Annotated in this window: 15 protein-coding genes and 1 pseudogene; 8 read left to right on the top strand and 8 right to left on the bottom strand. The window is 61.1% G+C overall.

What is annotated here, in order from left to right; genetic code table 11:
• Entirely contained in the window at positions 1-1,272 is a 1,272-nt protein-coding gene (locus FGF54_RS17375) for a dihydrolipoamide acetyltransferase family protein (RefSeq protein ID WP_142780558.1), read from the top strand.
• A 347-nt stretch (positions 1,273-1,619) separates the two neighbouring features.
• A complete protein-coding gene (gene gpmI / locus FGF54_RS17365) occupies positions 1,620-3,137 on the top strand; it encodes a 2,3-bisphosphoglycerate-independent phosphoglycerate mutase (protein WP_142780557.1) in 1,518 nt (505 codons plus the stop codon).
• Positions 3,138-3,211: 74 nt separating this feature from the next.
• Here the strand turns inward: gpmI and FGF54_RS17360 are convergent, their stop codons facing one another.
• From FGF54_RS17360 to FGF54_RS17330, 7 genes are all read right to left on the bottom strand, one after another.
• Positions 3,212-3,649, bottom strand: a complete 438-nt coding sequence (locus tag FGF54_RS17360; RefSeq protein ID WP_142780556.1) for a YeeE/YedE family protein — start codon at positions 3,647-3,649, stop codon at positions 3,212-3,214.
• Positions 3,646-4,053, bottom strand: coding sequence for a YeeE/YedE family protein (locus tag FGF54_RS17355; protein WP_142780555.1), 408 nt, complete (start codon positions 4,051-4,053; stop codon positions 3,646-3,648). Before FGF54_RS17355 ends, FGF54_RS17360 begins: the two co-directional genes overlap by 4 nt.
• Positions 4,050-4,406 carry a sulfite-sensing transcriptional repressor BigR gene (gene bigR / locus FGF54_RS17350; RefSeq protein WP_137453833.1) on the bottom strand — a complete coding sequence of 119 codons (357 nt, stop codon included), beginning with the start codon at positions 4,404-4,406 and terminating at the stop codon, positions 4,050-4,052. Before bigR ends, FGF54_RS17355 begins: the two co-directional genes overlap by 4 nt.
• Positions 4,400-5,695 carry a bifunctional sulfur transferase/dioxygenase Blh gene (gene blh, locus FGF54_RS17345; RefSeq protein WP_142780554.1) on the bottom strand — a complete coding sequence of 432 codons (1,296 nt, stop codon included), beginning with the start codon at positions 5,693-5,695 and terminating at the stop codon, positions 4,400-4,402. The genes bigR and blh overlap by 7 nt, the downstream gene beginning before the upstream one ends.
• A gap of 265 nt (positions 5,696-5,960) precedes the next feature.
• Positions 5,961-6,446: a hypothetical protein gene (locus tag FGF54_RS17340; RefSeq protein WP_003524730.1), complete on the bottom strand. Its 486-nt coding sequence runs from the start codon at positions 6,444-6,446 to the stop codon at positions 5,961-5,963.
• A gap of 13 nt (positions 6,447-6,459) precedes the next feature.
• Positions 6,460-7,251 (bottom strand): SDR family oxidoreductase, encoded by a 792-nt coding sequence (locus FGF54_RS17335; protein WP_142780553.1) that lies wholly within the window; start codon positions 7,249-7,251, stop codon positions 6,460-6,462.
• A 25-nt stretch (positions 7,252-7,276) separates the two neighbouring features.
• Positions 7,277-8,104 carry an alpha/beta fold hydrolase gene (locus FGF54_RS17330; protein ID WP_142780552.1) on the bottom strand — a complete coding sequence of 276 codons (828 nt, stop codon included), beginning with the start codon at positions 8,102-8,104 and terminating at the stop codon, positions 7,277-7,279.
• Between the two features lie 130 nt (positions 8,105-8,234).
• On the opposite strand from FGF54_RS17330, the gene FGF54_RS17325 reads away from it, so the two are divergent.
• Both FGF54_RS17325 and FGF54_RS17320 read left to right on the top strand, forming a co-directional pair.
• A complete protein-coding gene (locus tag FGF54_RS17325) occupies positions 8,235-9,221 on the top strand; it encodes a GlxA family transcriptional regulator (RefSeq protein WP_142781561.1) in 987 nt (328 codons plus the stop codon).
• A 94-nt stretch (positions 9,222-9,315) separates the two neighbouring features.
• Complete coding sequence (locus FGF54_RS17320; protein WP_142780551.1) at positions 9,316-10,047, top strand: FadR/GntR family transcriptional regulator; 732 nt, start codon at positions 9,316-9,318, stop codon at positions 10,045-10,047.
• 27 nt (positions 10,048-10,074) lie between these two features.
• On the opposite strand, the pseudogene FGF54_RS17315 reads toward FGF54_RS17320, so the two are convergent.
• A pseudogene (locus FGF54_RS17315) lies at positions 10,075-10,709 on the bottom strand (LysE family translocator).
• Between the two features lie 315 nt (positions 10,710-11,024).
• Between FGF54_RS17315 and FGF54_RS17310 the strand changes: the two are divergent.
• The 4 genes from FGF54_RS17310 to FGF54_RS17295 are packed head-to-tail and all read left to right on the top strand — an operon-like array spanning position 11,025 to position 14,533.
• Positions 11,025-12,047: an ABC transporter permease gene (locus FGF54_RS17310; protein ID WP_020813122.1), complete on the top strand. Its 1,023-nt coding sequence runs from the start codon at positions 11,025-11,027 to the stop codon at positions 12,045-12,047.
• A complete protein-coding gene (locus FGF54_RS17305; RefSeq protein WP_080819256.1) occupies positions 12,047-12,934 on the top strand; it encodes an ABC transporter permease in 888 nt (295 codons plus the stop codon). The genes FGF54_RS17310 and FGF54_RS17305 overlap by 1 nt, the downstream gene beginning before the upstream one ends.
• Positions 12,935-12,938: 4 nt before the next feature.
• Entirely contained in the window at positions 12,939-13,775 is an 837-nt protein-coding gene (locus FGF54_RS17300; RefSeq protein WP_142780550.1) for an ABC transporter ATP-binding protein, read from the top strand.
• A complete protein-coding gene (locus FGF54_RS17295; protein WP_065657148.1) occupies positions 13,775-14,533 on the top strand; it encodes an ABC transporter ATP-binding protein in 759 nt (252 codons plus the stop codon). The genes FGF54_RS17300 and FGF54_RS17295 overlap by 1 nt, the downstream gene beginning before the upstream one ends.
• The last annotated feature ends 294 nt before the right edge of the window (positions 14,534-14,827 follow it).

The following is a 14,827-nucleotide window of genomic DNA, read 5'->3' as shown; positions in this document are numbered from 1 at the left end:
ATGGCGGAATTTGTTCTCACTATGCCCGATGTCGGTGAAGGTGTGGCGGAAGCCGAACTGGTGGAATGGAACGTCAAACCGGGCGATCTCGTCCATGAGGACATGGTGCTGGCGGCGGTGATGACCGACAAGGCGACGGTGGAAATCCCATCCCCGGTGGCGGGCGTCGTCACCTGGCTCGCCGTGACGGTTGGAAATACCGTGCCGGTGAAGGCGCCGCTTCTGCGCATCGAAACCGATGTCGCGGCCGCCGCTCCCAATGGCAGCGTGCCGGAAGCGGAAGCGCCCACCCCGATGACGGAAGCGCCTGCCGACATGACGGACACGCCGCCACCCGTTGAAGCCCAGCCGACGGAGCGAGAACCCGAGGAGGCGCCGCCGGCGCCCGCCGCCGAACCGCATCATAAACCGTTGGCGTCTCCCGCCGTTCGCCAGCGCGCCGACGATCTCGATATCGATCTCACCAAGGTCAAGGGAACGGGGCCAGACGGGCATATCACCCATGCCGATCTCGACGGGTTTTTAACCGTGCGGGGACGGCCGGAACGCCCCGAGCCGATAGCGCCCCACGATAGCGCTGTCGAGGAGGTGAAGGTGACCGGGCTCAGGCGCAAGATTGCCGAGAAGATGGTGCTTTCCGCCTCCCGCATTCCCCACATCACCTATGTCGAGGAAGTCGACGTGACCGATCTGGAGGATTTGCGCGCGACCATGAACGGCAACCGCCGTTCCGGGCAACCGAAGCTGACGATCCTGCCGTTCCTGATGCGCGCGCTGGTGAAAGCCGTTGCCGATCATCCCGGCATGAATGCCACCTTTGACGACGACAAAGGGGTCGTCAGCCACTATGAAGCGGTTCATATCGGCATCGCCACGCAGACGCCGTCGGGCCTCACCGTTCCGGTCGTGCGCCACTCGGAAACGCTCGGTCTTTGGGAATGCGCGGACGAAGTCGCACGCGTCGCCGAAGCCGCCCGCACAGGCACGGCGCATCGGGAAGAGCTGATGGGCTCCACCATCACCATCAGTTCGCTGGGAGCCTTGGGCGGTGTGGTCTCGACACCCATCATCAATCATCCGGAGGTGGCGATCATCGGCGTCAACAAGATCATGACGCGGCCGGTGTGGGATGGGACGCGGTTTGTGCCGCGCAAGATGATGAACCTCTCCTCGAGCTTCGATCACCGGGTTGTCGATGGGTGGGATGCGGCGGTCTTCATCCAGGCCGTCAAGGCATTGCTGGAGAAGCCCGCGCTTATTTTCATCGAGTGAAGGCGATCCGTGCTCTCTCTTCCCTGTGCTCGTCACAGGGATCCAGCCCGCCCAAGTCTTTGGGCTGAAAGGGCTCTCTCCACCGCGCAGACGCGCGTCGGCCGGATTCCTGTGATGAGCACAGGAATGAGGGCGTATGCGTGTCATGCCCGCATTTCTTAGCCCGCGTTTTCGACCTTCACGGAACTGTTTCTCTGTCGGTATAGGCTTGCGTTCGTCATCTTCGGGTATAGAAGAGAAGAACGAGAAGCATGTTTTCTCATCATGATCATAGTGGCGGAAGAGGGCGCTCCGGTGCCCGGCGGTCCGCCCTCCGCCGGCAACCGAATGAAGAAGAAGGTCCTCCCATGCGCACTCCCAAACCCGTTGTCCTGACTATTCTCGATGGCTGGGGGCTGAACGAGGACACATCCAGCAATGCGCCGGTGCTGGCGAATACGCCCACCATGGACCGGCTTTTCGCCACCTGCCCGAATGCGAGGCTCACCACATTCGGCCCGAATGTCGGTCTGCCCACCGGGCAGATGGGCAATTCGGAAGTCGGCCACACCAATATCGGCGCCGGCCGCATCGTCGCCATGGATCTCGGCCAGATCGATCTGGCGATTGAGGATGGCAGCTTTTTCCGCAATGCGGCGATGCTTGATTTCGCCGCCACGGTGAAGGCCGCGGGCGGTGTGGCGCATCTGATGTGCGTCGTTTCCGATGGCGGCGTCCATGGCCATATCCTGCACGGCCAGGCGGCGGTGAGGCTGATGATCAGCCACGGCCTGAAGGTCGTGGTACATGCCATCACCGACGGCCGCGATGTCGCGCCGCAATCGGCTGAAGAATTTGTGGCGGCGCTGGTGGCAAGCCTGCCGCAGGGGGCAAGCATCGGCACGGTAATCGGTCGCTATTATGCGATGGATCGCGACAATCGCTGGGAGCGCGTCGAGAAAGCCTATGACGCCATGGTTCTGGCGAAAGGCGAACACGCGCGGGATGCGGTGAGCGCCGTTGCCCAGAGCTACAAAAACAACGTCACCGACGAATTCATCCTGCCGACGGTGATCGACGGCTATGAAGGTTTCAAGGCCGGCGACGGCCTGTTCTGCCTGAATTTCCGCGCCGACCGTGCCCGTGAAATCCTGCTCGCCATCGGTGCGGACGATTTCGACGGTTTTTCGCGCGAAAAGCCCGTCCTTTCAGCGCTGCTCGGCATGGTGGAATATTCCACCCGGCACAATGATTTCATGACCACGGCCTATCCCAAGCGCGATATCGTCAATACGCTGGGCGCATGGGTGGCGACGCAGGGGCTCACGCAGTTCCGCCTCGCTGAGACGGAAAAATATCCGCACGTCACCTTCTTCCTGAATGGCGGCAAGGAAGAGCCGGAAGTCGGCGAAGACCGCTTCATGCCGAAATCCCCGAAGGTTGCGACCTACGATCTGCAGCCGGAGATGAGTGCGCCGGAAGTGACGGAAAAATTCGTCGAGGCAATCGGTAAGGGTTACGATCTGATCGTCACCAATTATGCCAACCCCGATATGGTCGGCCATACCGGCGATCTGCAGGCCGCAATCAAGGCCTGTGAAGCGGTGGATCGTGGGCTTGGTGCGGTCGTTGCCGCCCTCGAAAAAGTGGGTGGCGCGATGCTTGTCATTGCGGATCATGGCAATTGCGAAACCATGGTCGACCCGGTGACCGGTGGCCCGCACACGGCGCACACCACCAATCCGGTGCCGGTGATCCTTTTCGGTGGCCCGGAAGGTGCGAAGCTGCATGACGGCATTCTTGCCGATGTCGCGCCCACCCTGCTGCAACTGATGAATGTGCCGCTGCCTCCGGAAATGACGGGTAAAAGCCTGATCGACCTCTAATCACACGTCGTCGCGCGGGAGCGTTCCAGCCCCGCGCGACTGCCCGTTCCCCGCGCGCTGAACGAGCGTTTGCGTTATGGCTGCTTTGCGTAGAGGCGGTCGTGAACCAGCATGCCGGCAATCATGGCGCTGACGAAAAGAACGACCGGCATAAGCCCGAGGGCGAGAGCCGATAGTGCCGGGCCGGGGCAGAAACCGGCAAGTCCCCAACCGACGCCGAAAATGGCCGAGCCTGTTATGAGCGGCCGGTCGATGCGGGTTTTTGCCGGAAGGCTGAAATCCTCTGCGAGGACCGGTTTGGCAAAACGTCGGCTGAGCAGCACACCCGGCACGGCGACCATCACCGCGCCGCCAAGAACGAACATCAGGCTCGGGTCCCAATGGCCGCTCGCCACATCTAGAAAACCGGAAACACGGGCCGGATCGACCATGCCGGAGAGCGAGAGGCCGAAGCCGAACAGCGCTCCTGCGGCCAATGCCAGGACAACACGCGCCACGGCCGGATTTTTCATGACAGGGCTCCCACTATCGTCGCGGCGCAAATACCGGTGATCAGGAAGGTGGCGGTTGCGGCGATGGAGCGTTGGGAAAATCGCGCCGGCCCCATGATGCCGTGTCCGGATGTGCAGCCTGAGCCCATGCGCGTGCCGAAACCCACCAGCAGGCCGGCAATGAGGATGAGTGGCCACGGTGAAACTATGGTGACGGCAGGCAGCCGGCCGAATGCGGCGGCATGGATATAAGGCCCGGCCAGCAAGCCGGCGACGAAGGCGAGATCGGCAAGACGCCGCTCCCTGCCGAGCATTTTTCCCATTATCCCGCTGATGCCGGCAATGCGGCCGTTGAAAAGAAACAGCAGAATGCTGGCAAGACCGAGCAGCATGCCGCCGAAAAGAGAGGGCCAGTAGGGGCTCACGGGGTCTCCTCCTCCGGCGCGCAGAATATGGTGTAAAGGGCCTCTATCAGTTGCGCCGCTTTCGCTTCACTCAGTTGGTAGAAGATTTGCTTGGCGTCGCGCCGGGTTTCGACCACACCGGCTTCCCGCAGGACGCCCAGCTGCTGGGAAAGCGTCGGCTGGCGAATATCCAGCTTGACCTCCAGCTCGCCGACGGAAAATTCCCCCTGCGCCAGTGTGCAGGCGAGCATCAGCCGCGCGGGATGGGCAAGCGTTTTCAGAAGCAGCGCGACCTCGACAGCCCGCTCCTCCATGGCGGGGAGAGGGATTTCTGCAATATGCGCGGGCTTTTCCAGCGCGTTTTCCTTTACCATATGCTGCCCTCCAGCACGTCGAGCGGGAATTTCAGGTAACGCTTGCCATTCGCCTCCGGCTCCGGCAGGCGGCCGCCGCGAATATTGACCTGCAGGGCGTGGAGAATGAGCTTCGGCATCGGCAATGTGCGATCCCGCGCTTCCCTGAGGTGGATGAAACCCTCCTCCGTCATGCCGGCAAGATGCGGATTGCTGCGTTTCTGTTCGCCCACCGTGCTTTCCCATTTAGGCGCGCGGCCGCCGGGCTGATAATCGTGGCCGGTGAAAAGCCGTGTTTCGTCGGGAAGGGCGAGAATGTCCTGGATCGACGCCCAGAGTTCTCTGGCGCTGCCGCCGGGGAAATCGGCGCGCGCGGTGCCGGAATCGGGCATGAAAAGCGTATCGTGCACAAAGGCGGCATTACCTACCACATAGGTCACGGAGGCGAGCGTGTGGCCGGGCGAAAACAGCACGCGCGCTTCAAGGGAGCCGATATTGAACCTGTCGCCCGCCTCGAACAGCCGGTCCCATTGCGAGCCGTCGGTTTTGAAATCCGGCCAGTTGTATTTCTCCTGCCAGAGCTTTTGCACGCCGGTGACTTTCGCGCCGATCGCCGTCTGCGCGCCGGTCTTCTGCTTCAGATAGTGGGCGGCGGAAAAATGGTCGGCATGCGGATGGGTATCGAGAATCCATTCCACCGACAGACCCTGGCTCTCCACATAGTCCAGAATGGCGTCGGCATTCATCGTTCCGGTTGCGCCGGATTTCTCATCGAAATCATAGACCGGGTCGATAATGGCGCAGCGCCCGGTCGAGGGATCGGACACGACATATTGCACGCTCCATGTGCGCGGATCGAAGAATGCCTTGACGTGCGGAACCGCCGCAGCGCGCCGTTCCAGCCAGCGGGTGGCGCCGGAAAGGTCAAAGCCATGCGCCTTGCCGAAAGCCTCGATATCGTCCCTTTCGATGCGCCCATCCAGCGCTTCCCCAAGAACATGAAGCGTGAGCGCGCGGGTGCCGCCCTTGCAATGGGCAAAAACGGGACCTTCCGCTTCCGCCATTTTCTGCTGGAAGGCACGGATATCGGCTTCGGTAATGGTAGGGCCGCTGACCGGGATGAAACCATAATCCATGCCCGCCGCGCTGGCGGCGCTTTTTTCCTGCGCATTGCCCGGCTGGCCGGGCTCTTCCCCATCAGGCCGGGCGTTGATGATGCTTTTATAACCCTGGGCGGAGAGCGATGGGAAATCGGCGATCATCGGCTGGCCCGCAACTGTCAGACGCTCGTTGATCTTCACGGCATTCATCGGCATCTCCTGTTGTAATAATTTAATATATATTATCATATAATGTATATTGTGTGTTTGCAAGGGCGCGAACCGCCTTCGTTTCCGAATGTCTCCTGCCGTATTTTCAGGAAAGGTTCGGAAGGAAATCCTAGAGGCGGGATTTCTTCGTTTTGTGACGGGTGGGCGGAGATTGCCTGTATTTGACATGCAAAAACATGCCTTGCGCCCGAAATATTGGGGCACAAGGCATGTTCACGAAAACCGGTTCGAATTCAGGCTTGCTTCAGACGGCGAGCCTGCGGCGCGTCGCCTTCCAGCCAAGACAGATGGCTGCAACAAGCAGAACCGTCTGGGCGACCACGAAGGGCGGTTCGTTGCCGTTCGGCGCCAGGTTGTTGAGTGTTTCGACCTTGAGAAAAGCCTGAACGATCAACACGAACATATTGAGATAAAGGCTGATCGTGGCGGTGATCGTATAAATGATGCGCGCCCTGCCATTCAGACCGTATCCATAAAGCGCAACCAGTGCGATTGCCAGAACGAGGGTCGAGATGATGCCGACGCCGAGTGCCGGTGTGAAATTTCCGATTGGAAACAGGAAGCCGGTGAGTGTGGTGGCGAGTGTGGTGACGAGGAAAATCGCCATCATGCGGGGCATCCACCGCCCCGCCGCATAAGCGGGCAGGGCGATCAGTCCGGTGGCAATGCCGATGAAGCTTAAGCCCACGTGCAATGCAGTGAATTGGGGAATGGTCAGTCCGAGGATCATGATACGTCTCCCTCTATTCGGTTTTGGCTGCACGATACCGGCTGGCGGCAAGTGCATGCGACAGATTGGGCCTTAACGCCGCGCGCGCTGCAAGGAAATTTTCGAGATCGGCCGTATCCGGCAGGGAAGGAATGGTCAGCGCTTCGCCGAGATCGAGACCGGCAAGGGCCGCATCCACCATCTCGTAAACATCCATGACCATGGCGGCCGGAATGGCATCGAGCCGTTCCTCTTCCCAGATCGCCGTGCGGGTGATGCCGGGCAGGACGGCCTGAACCCGCACGCCGGAGGGCGAAAGCTGCGCCTGAAGCGCCTCGGTGAAGGCAAGCACAAAGGCCTTGGTGGCCGGGTAGACGGCGGTGAATGCCGCCGGCATCAAAGCTGTGACCGAGGTGATGTTGATGATCGTGCCCTTGCCATCGGCGGCAAGGCGCGGTGCGATGGCCGCCGCAAGCCGGGTGACGGCAAGAATGTTGAGGTTGATCATCGTCGTCACATAGGCCGGGTCCAGCGTGGTGATCGCGCCCTCGCCGGCAATGCCGGCATTGTTGACGAGGCCGGTAATCCGCCGGTCCTCACGCAGCCGCACCTCCACCTTTTCGAGGTCTTCCGCCCTGGAAAGATCGGCGGAGAGAACCTCGACTGCGATGCGATGATCCTTTTCCAGCTGTGCTGCCAGAACCTTCAGCTTTTCGGCACGCCGTGCCACGAGAATGAGATCATGGCCGCGCTTTGCCAGACGTTCGGCATAGACCGCGCCGATGCCGTCGGATGCGCCGGTGATGAGAAATGTATTCTGTGTCATGTCCGTGTCTCCTTGTGCGGCGGTTTCAGGCGTTGATGAAGGCGAGAAGGTCGGCGTTGAACCGGTCCTGATGGGTCTGCGTCAGGCCATGGTCGGCGCCCTCATAGATTTTGAGGACCGCGTGTTTGACGATTTTGACCGTGGAAAGCGCGGAAGCGCCGACCGGCACGATCTGGTCGTCATCGCCGTGCAGAACCAGCGTCGGTTTGTCGAAGGCCTTCAAATCCTGATGGAAGTCGCTTTCCGAAAAGGCGCGAATGCTGTCGAGTTGACCTTTCAGGCCGCCCATCATGCCCTGCCGCCAGAATTCGTCGCGGATGCCTTCGGATATCACGGCACCTTCGCGGTTATAGCCGTAGAAGGGAATGGTTAGGTCCTTGAAGAACTGGCTGCGATTGTCATAGGTGCCCTTGCGGATACCGTCGAAAACATCGATCGGCAGGCCGATGGCATTGCTTTCCGTCTTCAGCATCAGCGGCGGCACGGCGCCAATGAGGGCGATTTTCGCGACGCGGGCCGTGCCGTGGTGGCCGATATAGCGTGTCACCTCGCCGCCGCCGGTGGAATGGCCGACCAGAATGATGTCGTGAAGATCGAGCTGTTCGATCAGTTCGGCCAGATCGTCGGCATATTGATCCATGGTATTGTTATGCCAGACCTGATCGGAGCGGCCGTGGCTGCGGCGGTCATGGGCGATGGTGCGGAAACCGTGATTGGCGAAGAACACCATCTGCGCATCCCAAGTATCGGCGCTGAGCGGCCAGCCATGGGAAAAGATGATGGGCTGGCCGTCTTTCGGGCCCCAGTCCTTGTAGAAAATATGCGTTCCGTCTCTGGTGGTGATCGTTGTCATGGCTCTCTCTCCTGTTACAGGGGGCTTGCTTGCGTCCCGTGGGAATAGAGATACTCTGGAGGCTGCCGGGGCTGGATTGGCGCTTCTGACAGAAAACGAGCCGAAACTGACAAAACGGGGTGTGGGGCGCATGGCAGGTGTAACGGGAAGCGCGCTGGAAGTGGGGCTGGTCCTCTATCGGGACTGTCAGATCGCCATGGTACATGGCATCACCGATCTTTTCGCCATCGCGTCGATATTTTCACAGGATCGCGGCGGGCCGAAATTGCGGGTCAGCCACTGGAGCATGGGCGAGGGCGGTGAATTTTCCCGCTGTCATGACACCGAGCCAGGCAGGCCGGGACATCCCGACATTTTTGTCGTACCCGGCCGGTTGACCGGGCCGGCCGAAATCGACGAGGCGGAGCCCTACGCCCGCTGGCTGCTGGATCGGCACGCGCAGGGCGCGACGCTGGCCGCCAGTTGCGGCGGTTCCTTCATCATCGCCGCAACGGGTCTTTTGTCCGGCCGCCCGGCCACTACCCACTGGCTGTTTGCCGAACGGTTCCGCGACCGTTTTCCAGACATCCGGCTGGAGATCGACAAGATCGTCATCGAGGATGGCGATATCATCACGGCTGGCGGGCTGATGGCGTGGACCGATCTTGGCCTGCGCATCGTCGACCGGCTGCTCGGACCTTCGGTGATGATCGAGACCGGCAAATTCCTGCTGATCGACCCTTCGGGGCGTGAACAGCGCCATTATAGCAGTTTCGCCCCGAGGCTGACGCATGGCGACGAGCCGATCCTGAAGGTGCAGCACTGGCTGCAGGCCCGCGCCGGGCGGGCGACGAGCGTTACCGACATGGCCGGCCATGCCGGGCTGGAGGAGCGGACCTTCCTGCGCCGCTTCAAGGCGGCGACCGGGATGAAGCCCATCGAATATGTTCAGCATCTGCGCGTCGGCAAGGCGCGGGAATTGCTGGAATTCACCCGTCGTTCGGTCGATCAGATCGCATGGTCGGTGGGTTATGAGGATTCAGCCGCCTTTCGCCGGGTGTTTCACCGCATTCTTGGCCTTTCGCCGGGTGAATATAGGAGCCGCTTTTCCAGCAGCTCGGCCATGGCTGCGGCGTGAGGGCGGCCAATCGTCCGGGGGGCAGAGGCCCGGCCCTTGCAATGTGGCGGGTGTTTGCTAACATGCCAGACAAGTTTAAAACAGGTGGGCCGGAATGGACGTTGAGAGCAGCACGAAGCAGGGGGTATCGCTCGCGGCGAAAATCAGTTCGGCATTGCGGCGGGATCTGTCGGAGGGTGTGTTCCGCCCCGGCGACCGTCTTCCGAGCGAAAGCGAACTGACGCGTGAATATTCGGTCAGCCGAACCGTGGTGCGCGAGGCCATCGCCATTCTGCGCGCCGACGGCCTCGTTGAAGCCCGCAAGGGTGCGGGCGTTTTTGCCGTCGAAGTAAAACCGGCCAAGGAGCTGCCCTTTAACGATCTGGCCGTGGGGCGGATTTCCTCGGTGATCGAATTGCTGGAATTGCGCACCGTTTTCGAGGTTGAATCCGCCGGGCTTGCGGCATCGCGCCGTTCCGCCGTGCAGGTGGAGGCGATTGTGGATGCGCACCGGCGCGTCGGTGATTGTCTCGCCGCCGGCCTGCCGACGCGGGACGCCGATTTCGAGTTCCATCTGGCCATTGCACAGGCGACGCAGAACAGGCGTTTCCCGGAATTCCTTCAACTCATTCGCTCCGGCATCATTCCCCGCGGCGAATTGCAGGGTGCGGCGCCAGGATCTCGTCCCAAGGACTACAACCTGCATCTCCAGGAGGAGCATGCAAGGATCGTCGACGCCATCATCGAAGGCGATGCCGATGCCGCGCGGCAATATATGGCGGCGCATCTGCGCGGCAGCCTTGAGCGCTACAAGGTGCTTCTGCGCTCCCGCACCGCGGTGGAGTGATCCAGAAATGGCCTATAGGCCAATGGTTTACGCAGTTGCCCGCCGATAGAAGGCCAGCGAGGCGGCGAGCGTCAGAAGCGCGCCGCCGCAAATCCGGTCGAGCCACAGGGCTCCGGATTTCCGCAACAGCCGGACGGCCTGCGAGCCGAACAGGGCATATCCGAACATCACGATGAAATCGATGCCGGCGAAGATCAGCGCAAGCGCCGCATATTGCTGGAGCTGCGGCGCTGAGGGATCGATGAATTGCGGCAGGAAAGCCGAAAAGAACAGATATCCCTTGGGGTTGGTCGCCGCCACGAGAAAGCTCTTGAGAAAAATCGAGCGGGCGGAGGCGGCATTGCTGGCTTCTGCCGATTGAAGGGCGCCATCGAGCGTGCCTCTGGAGCGCAAGAGCATGACGCCGAGGAAAGCAAGATAACAGACGCCCACCCATTTGACGACGCCGAACCAGAATTCGGAGGCCGCAAGCAGGGCGCCCAGTCCCAGTGCAACCGCGCCGATCAGGACGAAATCCGAGAGAACAGCGCCAGCCATGCCGATCATGGCGCGGCGTATTCCGAATCTCGAGCCATTGGCAAGCGCCAGCAAAACGGTGGGCCGGGTGTCGCAATGCCAATAAAGGCGACGACGGCAAATGCCAGAAGCGTCATCTCAGCCATATTTTCCTCACCCTGAAGGCACGGACGTCATCGGCATCATAGCCGGGGGACAGGTATCCGCGCATTCTGCAAGACGGAGAATACAGGCTTTTGCGGTTGCGGCAACGCAGGCACCTTTCTCCAAAACAAAAACGAAAGCCGGGTGAGCCCGGTCTGAAATTTCCACCCCGGACACATATTTCGGAACCTCGGCCAATGCGGATTTCGCTGGCATGCGCTTGACAGCCTCCAACACCTGTGACAACTTGCGGATAGTTGTCAGACAGGATTGCGCCTTGGTCCCTTGCGCGGTCGATCTCTGGCAAGGGAGGAATCATGTCAAAAAGACGCCTTTCGCTGTATGGCCTGTCCGGCCAGATCGGAAGTATTGCGGTTACGCTGCTTGGATTGCTGCTGTTGACCTTTTTTATCGGCCGCCTGATGCCCGCCGATCCCGTGCGCGCGATTGTGGGTGAGGATGCGACCCGCGAAACCTATGAACAGGTCTATCACGCGCTCGGTTTCGACCGTCCGCTCTGGCAACAGTTCTTCTATTATCTGGGAGACGTGTTCACCGGCGACTTCGGAACCTCGATCCGCACCGGGCGTCCGGTCATCGAGGATATCATCAGGGTCATGCCGGCGACGATGGAGCTGGCGACCTTCGCGATCCTGATCGGTGCCGGCCTCGGCATTCCCATGGGCGTTTATGCCGCCGTCAACAAGGATCGCTGGCAGGATCATCTGGTGCGGGTGCTCAGCCTGTTCGGTCATTCCATGCCGATCTTCTGGACCGGCATGATTGCGCTGATCGTTTTTTACGCCCATCTCGGCCTCGTCGGCGGCGGCGGACGCATGGACCAGTTCTATATCGGTCTGGTCGAGGAGCGGACGGGCTTTCTGTTGATTGACAGTCTTCTGGCGGGCGATATGGAGGTCTTCTGGTCAGCCATCAACCACCTTATCCTTCCCGCCGCTCTGCTGGGTTATTCCTCCTCGGCCTATATCACCCGCATGACGCGCAGCTTCATGCTGGACCAGCTGGGCCAGGAATATGTGACGACCGCCCGGGTTAAAGGCCTGTCGCAACGGCAGACGGTTTGGTTGCATGCCTTCGGTAATATTCGCGTGCAGCTCGTCACCATCATCGCGCTTGCCTATGGTTCGCTGCTGGAAGGGGCGGTTCTAATCGAGACCGTCTTCGCCTGGCCGGGTTTCGGGCAATATCTCACCAGCAATCTTATCATCGGCGACATGAATGCGGTGATGACCTGCGTTTTGATCGTCGGCGTCATCTTCATCGGGCTCAATCTCCTGTCCGACATTCTCTACCGCTTTTTCGATCCGAGGACCCGCTGATGACGGCCCGTACAGAAACTTCCTTCCGCCTTCCGGTGCCCTTGAACGCGCTGAAGAACATCGTCGTTTTCCTCCTGAAAAGCCCGACATCGGCTTTCGGTCTGGCCGTCCTGCTGCTGCTCGTCATCGCCGCGATTTTCGCGCCCTGGCTTGCGACGCATGACCCTTACGCGCAGGATCTCGCCAATACGCTGCAGGCGCCGGGTAATGGCCACGTCTTCGGCACCGATGAGCTGGGACGCGATATATATAGCCGTCTTCTCTGGGGCGCACGCATCACACTCACCATCATCTCGCTGGTCTCGATCATCGTCGGCCCCGTCGGCCTTTTGGTCGGCACGGCTTCCGGCTATCTCGGCGGCAAGTTCGATACGGTGATGATGCGCATCACGGATATCTTCCTGTCCTTCCCGAGCCTCATCCTGTCGCTCGCCTTCGTCGCAGCACTCGGGCCCAGCCTCAACAATGCGATCATCGCGATTGCACTCACTTCCTGGCCGCCGATTGCGCGCCTTGCCCGCGCCGAAGCCATGACCTTCCGCAAGGCGGATTACATTGCCGCCGCACGGCTTCAGGGCGCATCGCCGCTGCGTATCATCGTCAAGTCGATCATGCCCATGTGCCTGCCGTCGGTCCTTATCCGCCTGACGCTAAACATGGCGACCGTCATTCTCACCGCCGCCGGCCTCGGTTTCCTCGGCCTCGGCGCGCAACCGCCGCTGCCGGAATGGGGGGCAATGATCGCCACCGGCCGGCGTTACATGCTGGATAGCTGGTGGCTCGTCACCTTCCCCGGCATTGCGATCCTCTCCGTCAGCCTCGCCTTCAATCTTTTAGGCGACGGCCTGCGGGATGCGCTCGATCCGAAGCAGATGAACCGGAGATAGGGCCATGGAAAAACCAATCCTCGACGTCGAAAATCTCCGCATCCGTTATGGCGGCTCGCCCATTGAGGCCGTTCGCGGCATCTCCTTCACCCTTGGCCGGGAACGGCTCGGCATCGTCGGCGAAAGCGGCTCGGGCAAATCCACCGTCGGCCGCGCCCTGCTGCGCCTTCTGCCGTCGGCCACAATCACCGCCGACAGGCTGGATTTCGATGGCCTCGATCTTCTCAAGCTCGATGAGAAGGAGATGCTGAAGGTCCGCGGTCGGCGCATGTCGATGATCCTTCAGGATCCGAAATTCTCCCTCAACCCCATCCGCCGGGTCGGCGATCAGGTGACGGAAACTTATCTGCGCCACTTCAAGGCTTCGAAAGCCGAGGCCCGGGAAAAGGCGCTGGCCATGCTCGATGCGGTGAAAATCCGCGATGCCGCCCGTGTTTACGAGCAATATCCGCACGAGATTTCCGGCGGCATGGGCCAGCGTGTCATGATCGCCATGATGCTGCTTGCCGACCCCGATCTCGTCATCGCCGATGAGCCGACCTCGGCGCTTGATGTGACGGTGCGGCTGCAGGTGTTGAATATTCTCGACGGTCTGGTGCGGGATCGCGGCATCGGCCTCATCATGATCAGCCATGATCTCAATCTCGTGCGCAATTTCTGCGACCGGGTGCTCATCATGTATTCCGGCCGGGTGGTGGAAACGCTCGCCGCACGCGATCTCGATCAGGCGCAGCACCCCTATACGCGCGGCCTGCTGGCGGCGCAGCCGCGTATCGGCGGCTCGCGTGCGCCGCTTGCGGTGCTGGATCGCCGCCCCGAATGGCTGGAGGAGAACGTATAATGGCCGTTTCCGTTGAAACCCGCGATCTCTCCATCACCTTCGGCAGCGGCCATACGGCGCTGAAAGTGCTGCCTTCCGTATCCTTCCGCGTCGAGCCGGGCGAGTGCTTCGGGCTGGTCGGCGAAAGCGGATCGGGCAAATCCACCGTGCTTCGCTGCGTCTCCATGCTCAACGATTTCTGGACCGGCGATATCCTCATCGACGGCAGGTCGGTGCGCGATATGCCGCTGATCGAGCGGTGCCGCATGCTGCAAATGGTGTTTCAGGACCCCTACGGATCGCTGCATCCGCGCCAGTCCGTGCGCACCGTGCTTTCGGAATCGCTTGCGATCCATAAGCTCGGCGACCGGGAAGAGCGGATGCGCAAGGTCATCACGGATGTCGGACTGCCCATCTCTTTCCTCGACCGCTTCCCGCATCAGCTTTCCGGTGGCCAGCGGCAGCGCGTGGCGATTGCCCGGGCGCTGATCCTCGAACCGTCGCTGCTGTTGCTAGACGAGCCGACGTCTGCGCTCGATGTCTCGGTGCAGGCGGAAATCCTCAACCTCCTCCAGCGCCTGCGGGAAGAGCGCGGCTTCACCTATATCATGGTGACCCACGATCTCGCCGTGGTCGATCACATGTGCGACCGCTTCGCGGTGATGCTGCGCGGCGAAATCACCGAAATCCTGCCGCGCGAGGCTATCGCCGGCAATGGCGCGACGCATCCCTATGCGCGCGAACTGATCGGCGCCTCGCTGGAATATGAAGGCGCGTGACGGCTCCAAGACCGTGCCGTCCTCCTCCGGGGCGTCACGGATAATAACATCCTCCTTCCTTGCCCGGCCTCCCTGCCGGGCATTTTTTTGGAATGGCTACGGCAGGATGGTGGGCCGCCAACTACGCCTAGGCTGCTGACATAGTGCGAGACCCGCCTTCCGTCATGCCGGACTAGATCCGGCATCCAGCCACGGCGCGTCTGCGTCGTGAACGGACTCTCTCGCGATCAAGGACTTGATCGCACTAGACCCCGGATCTAGTCCGGGGTGACGGAGTGCGGAGGCTTCGCTTGC

The organism is Agrobacterium sp. T29, assembly GCF_006970545.1.
GTDB lineage: Bacteria > Pseudomonadota > Alphaproteobacteria > Rhizobiales > Rhizobiaceae > Agrobacterium > Agrobacterium leguminum.
Note: the sequence above shows the minus strand (reverse complement) of the source record. Positions and strands in the feature narration are given on the sequence as shown.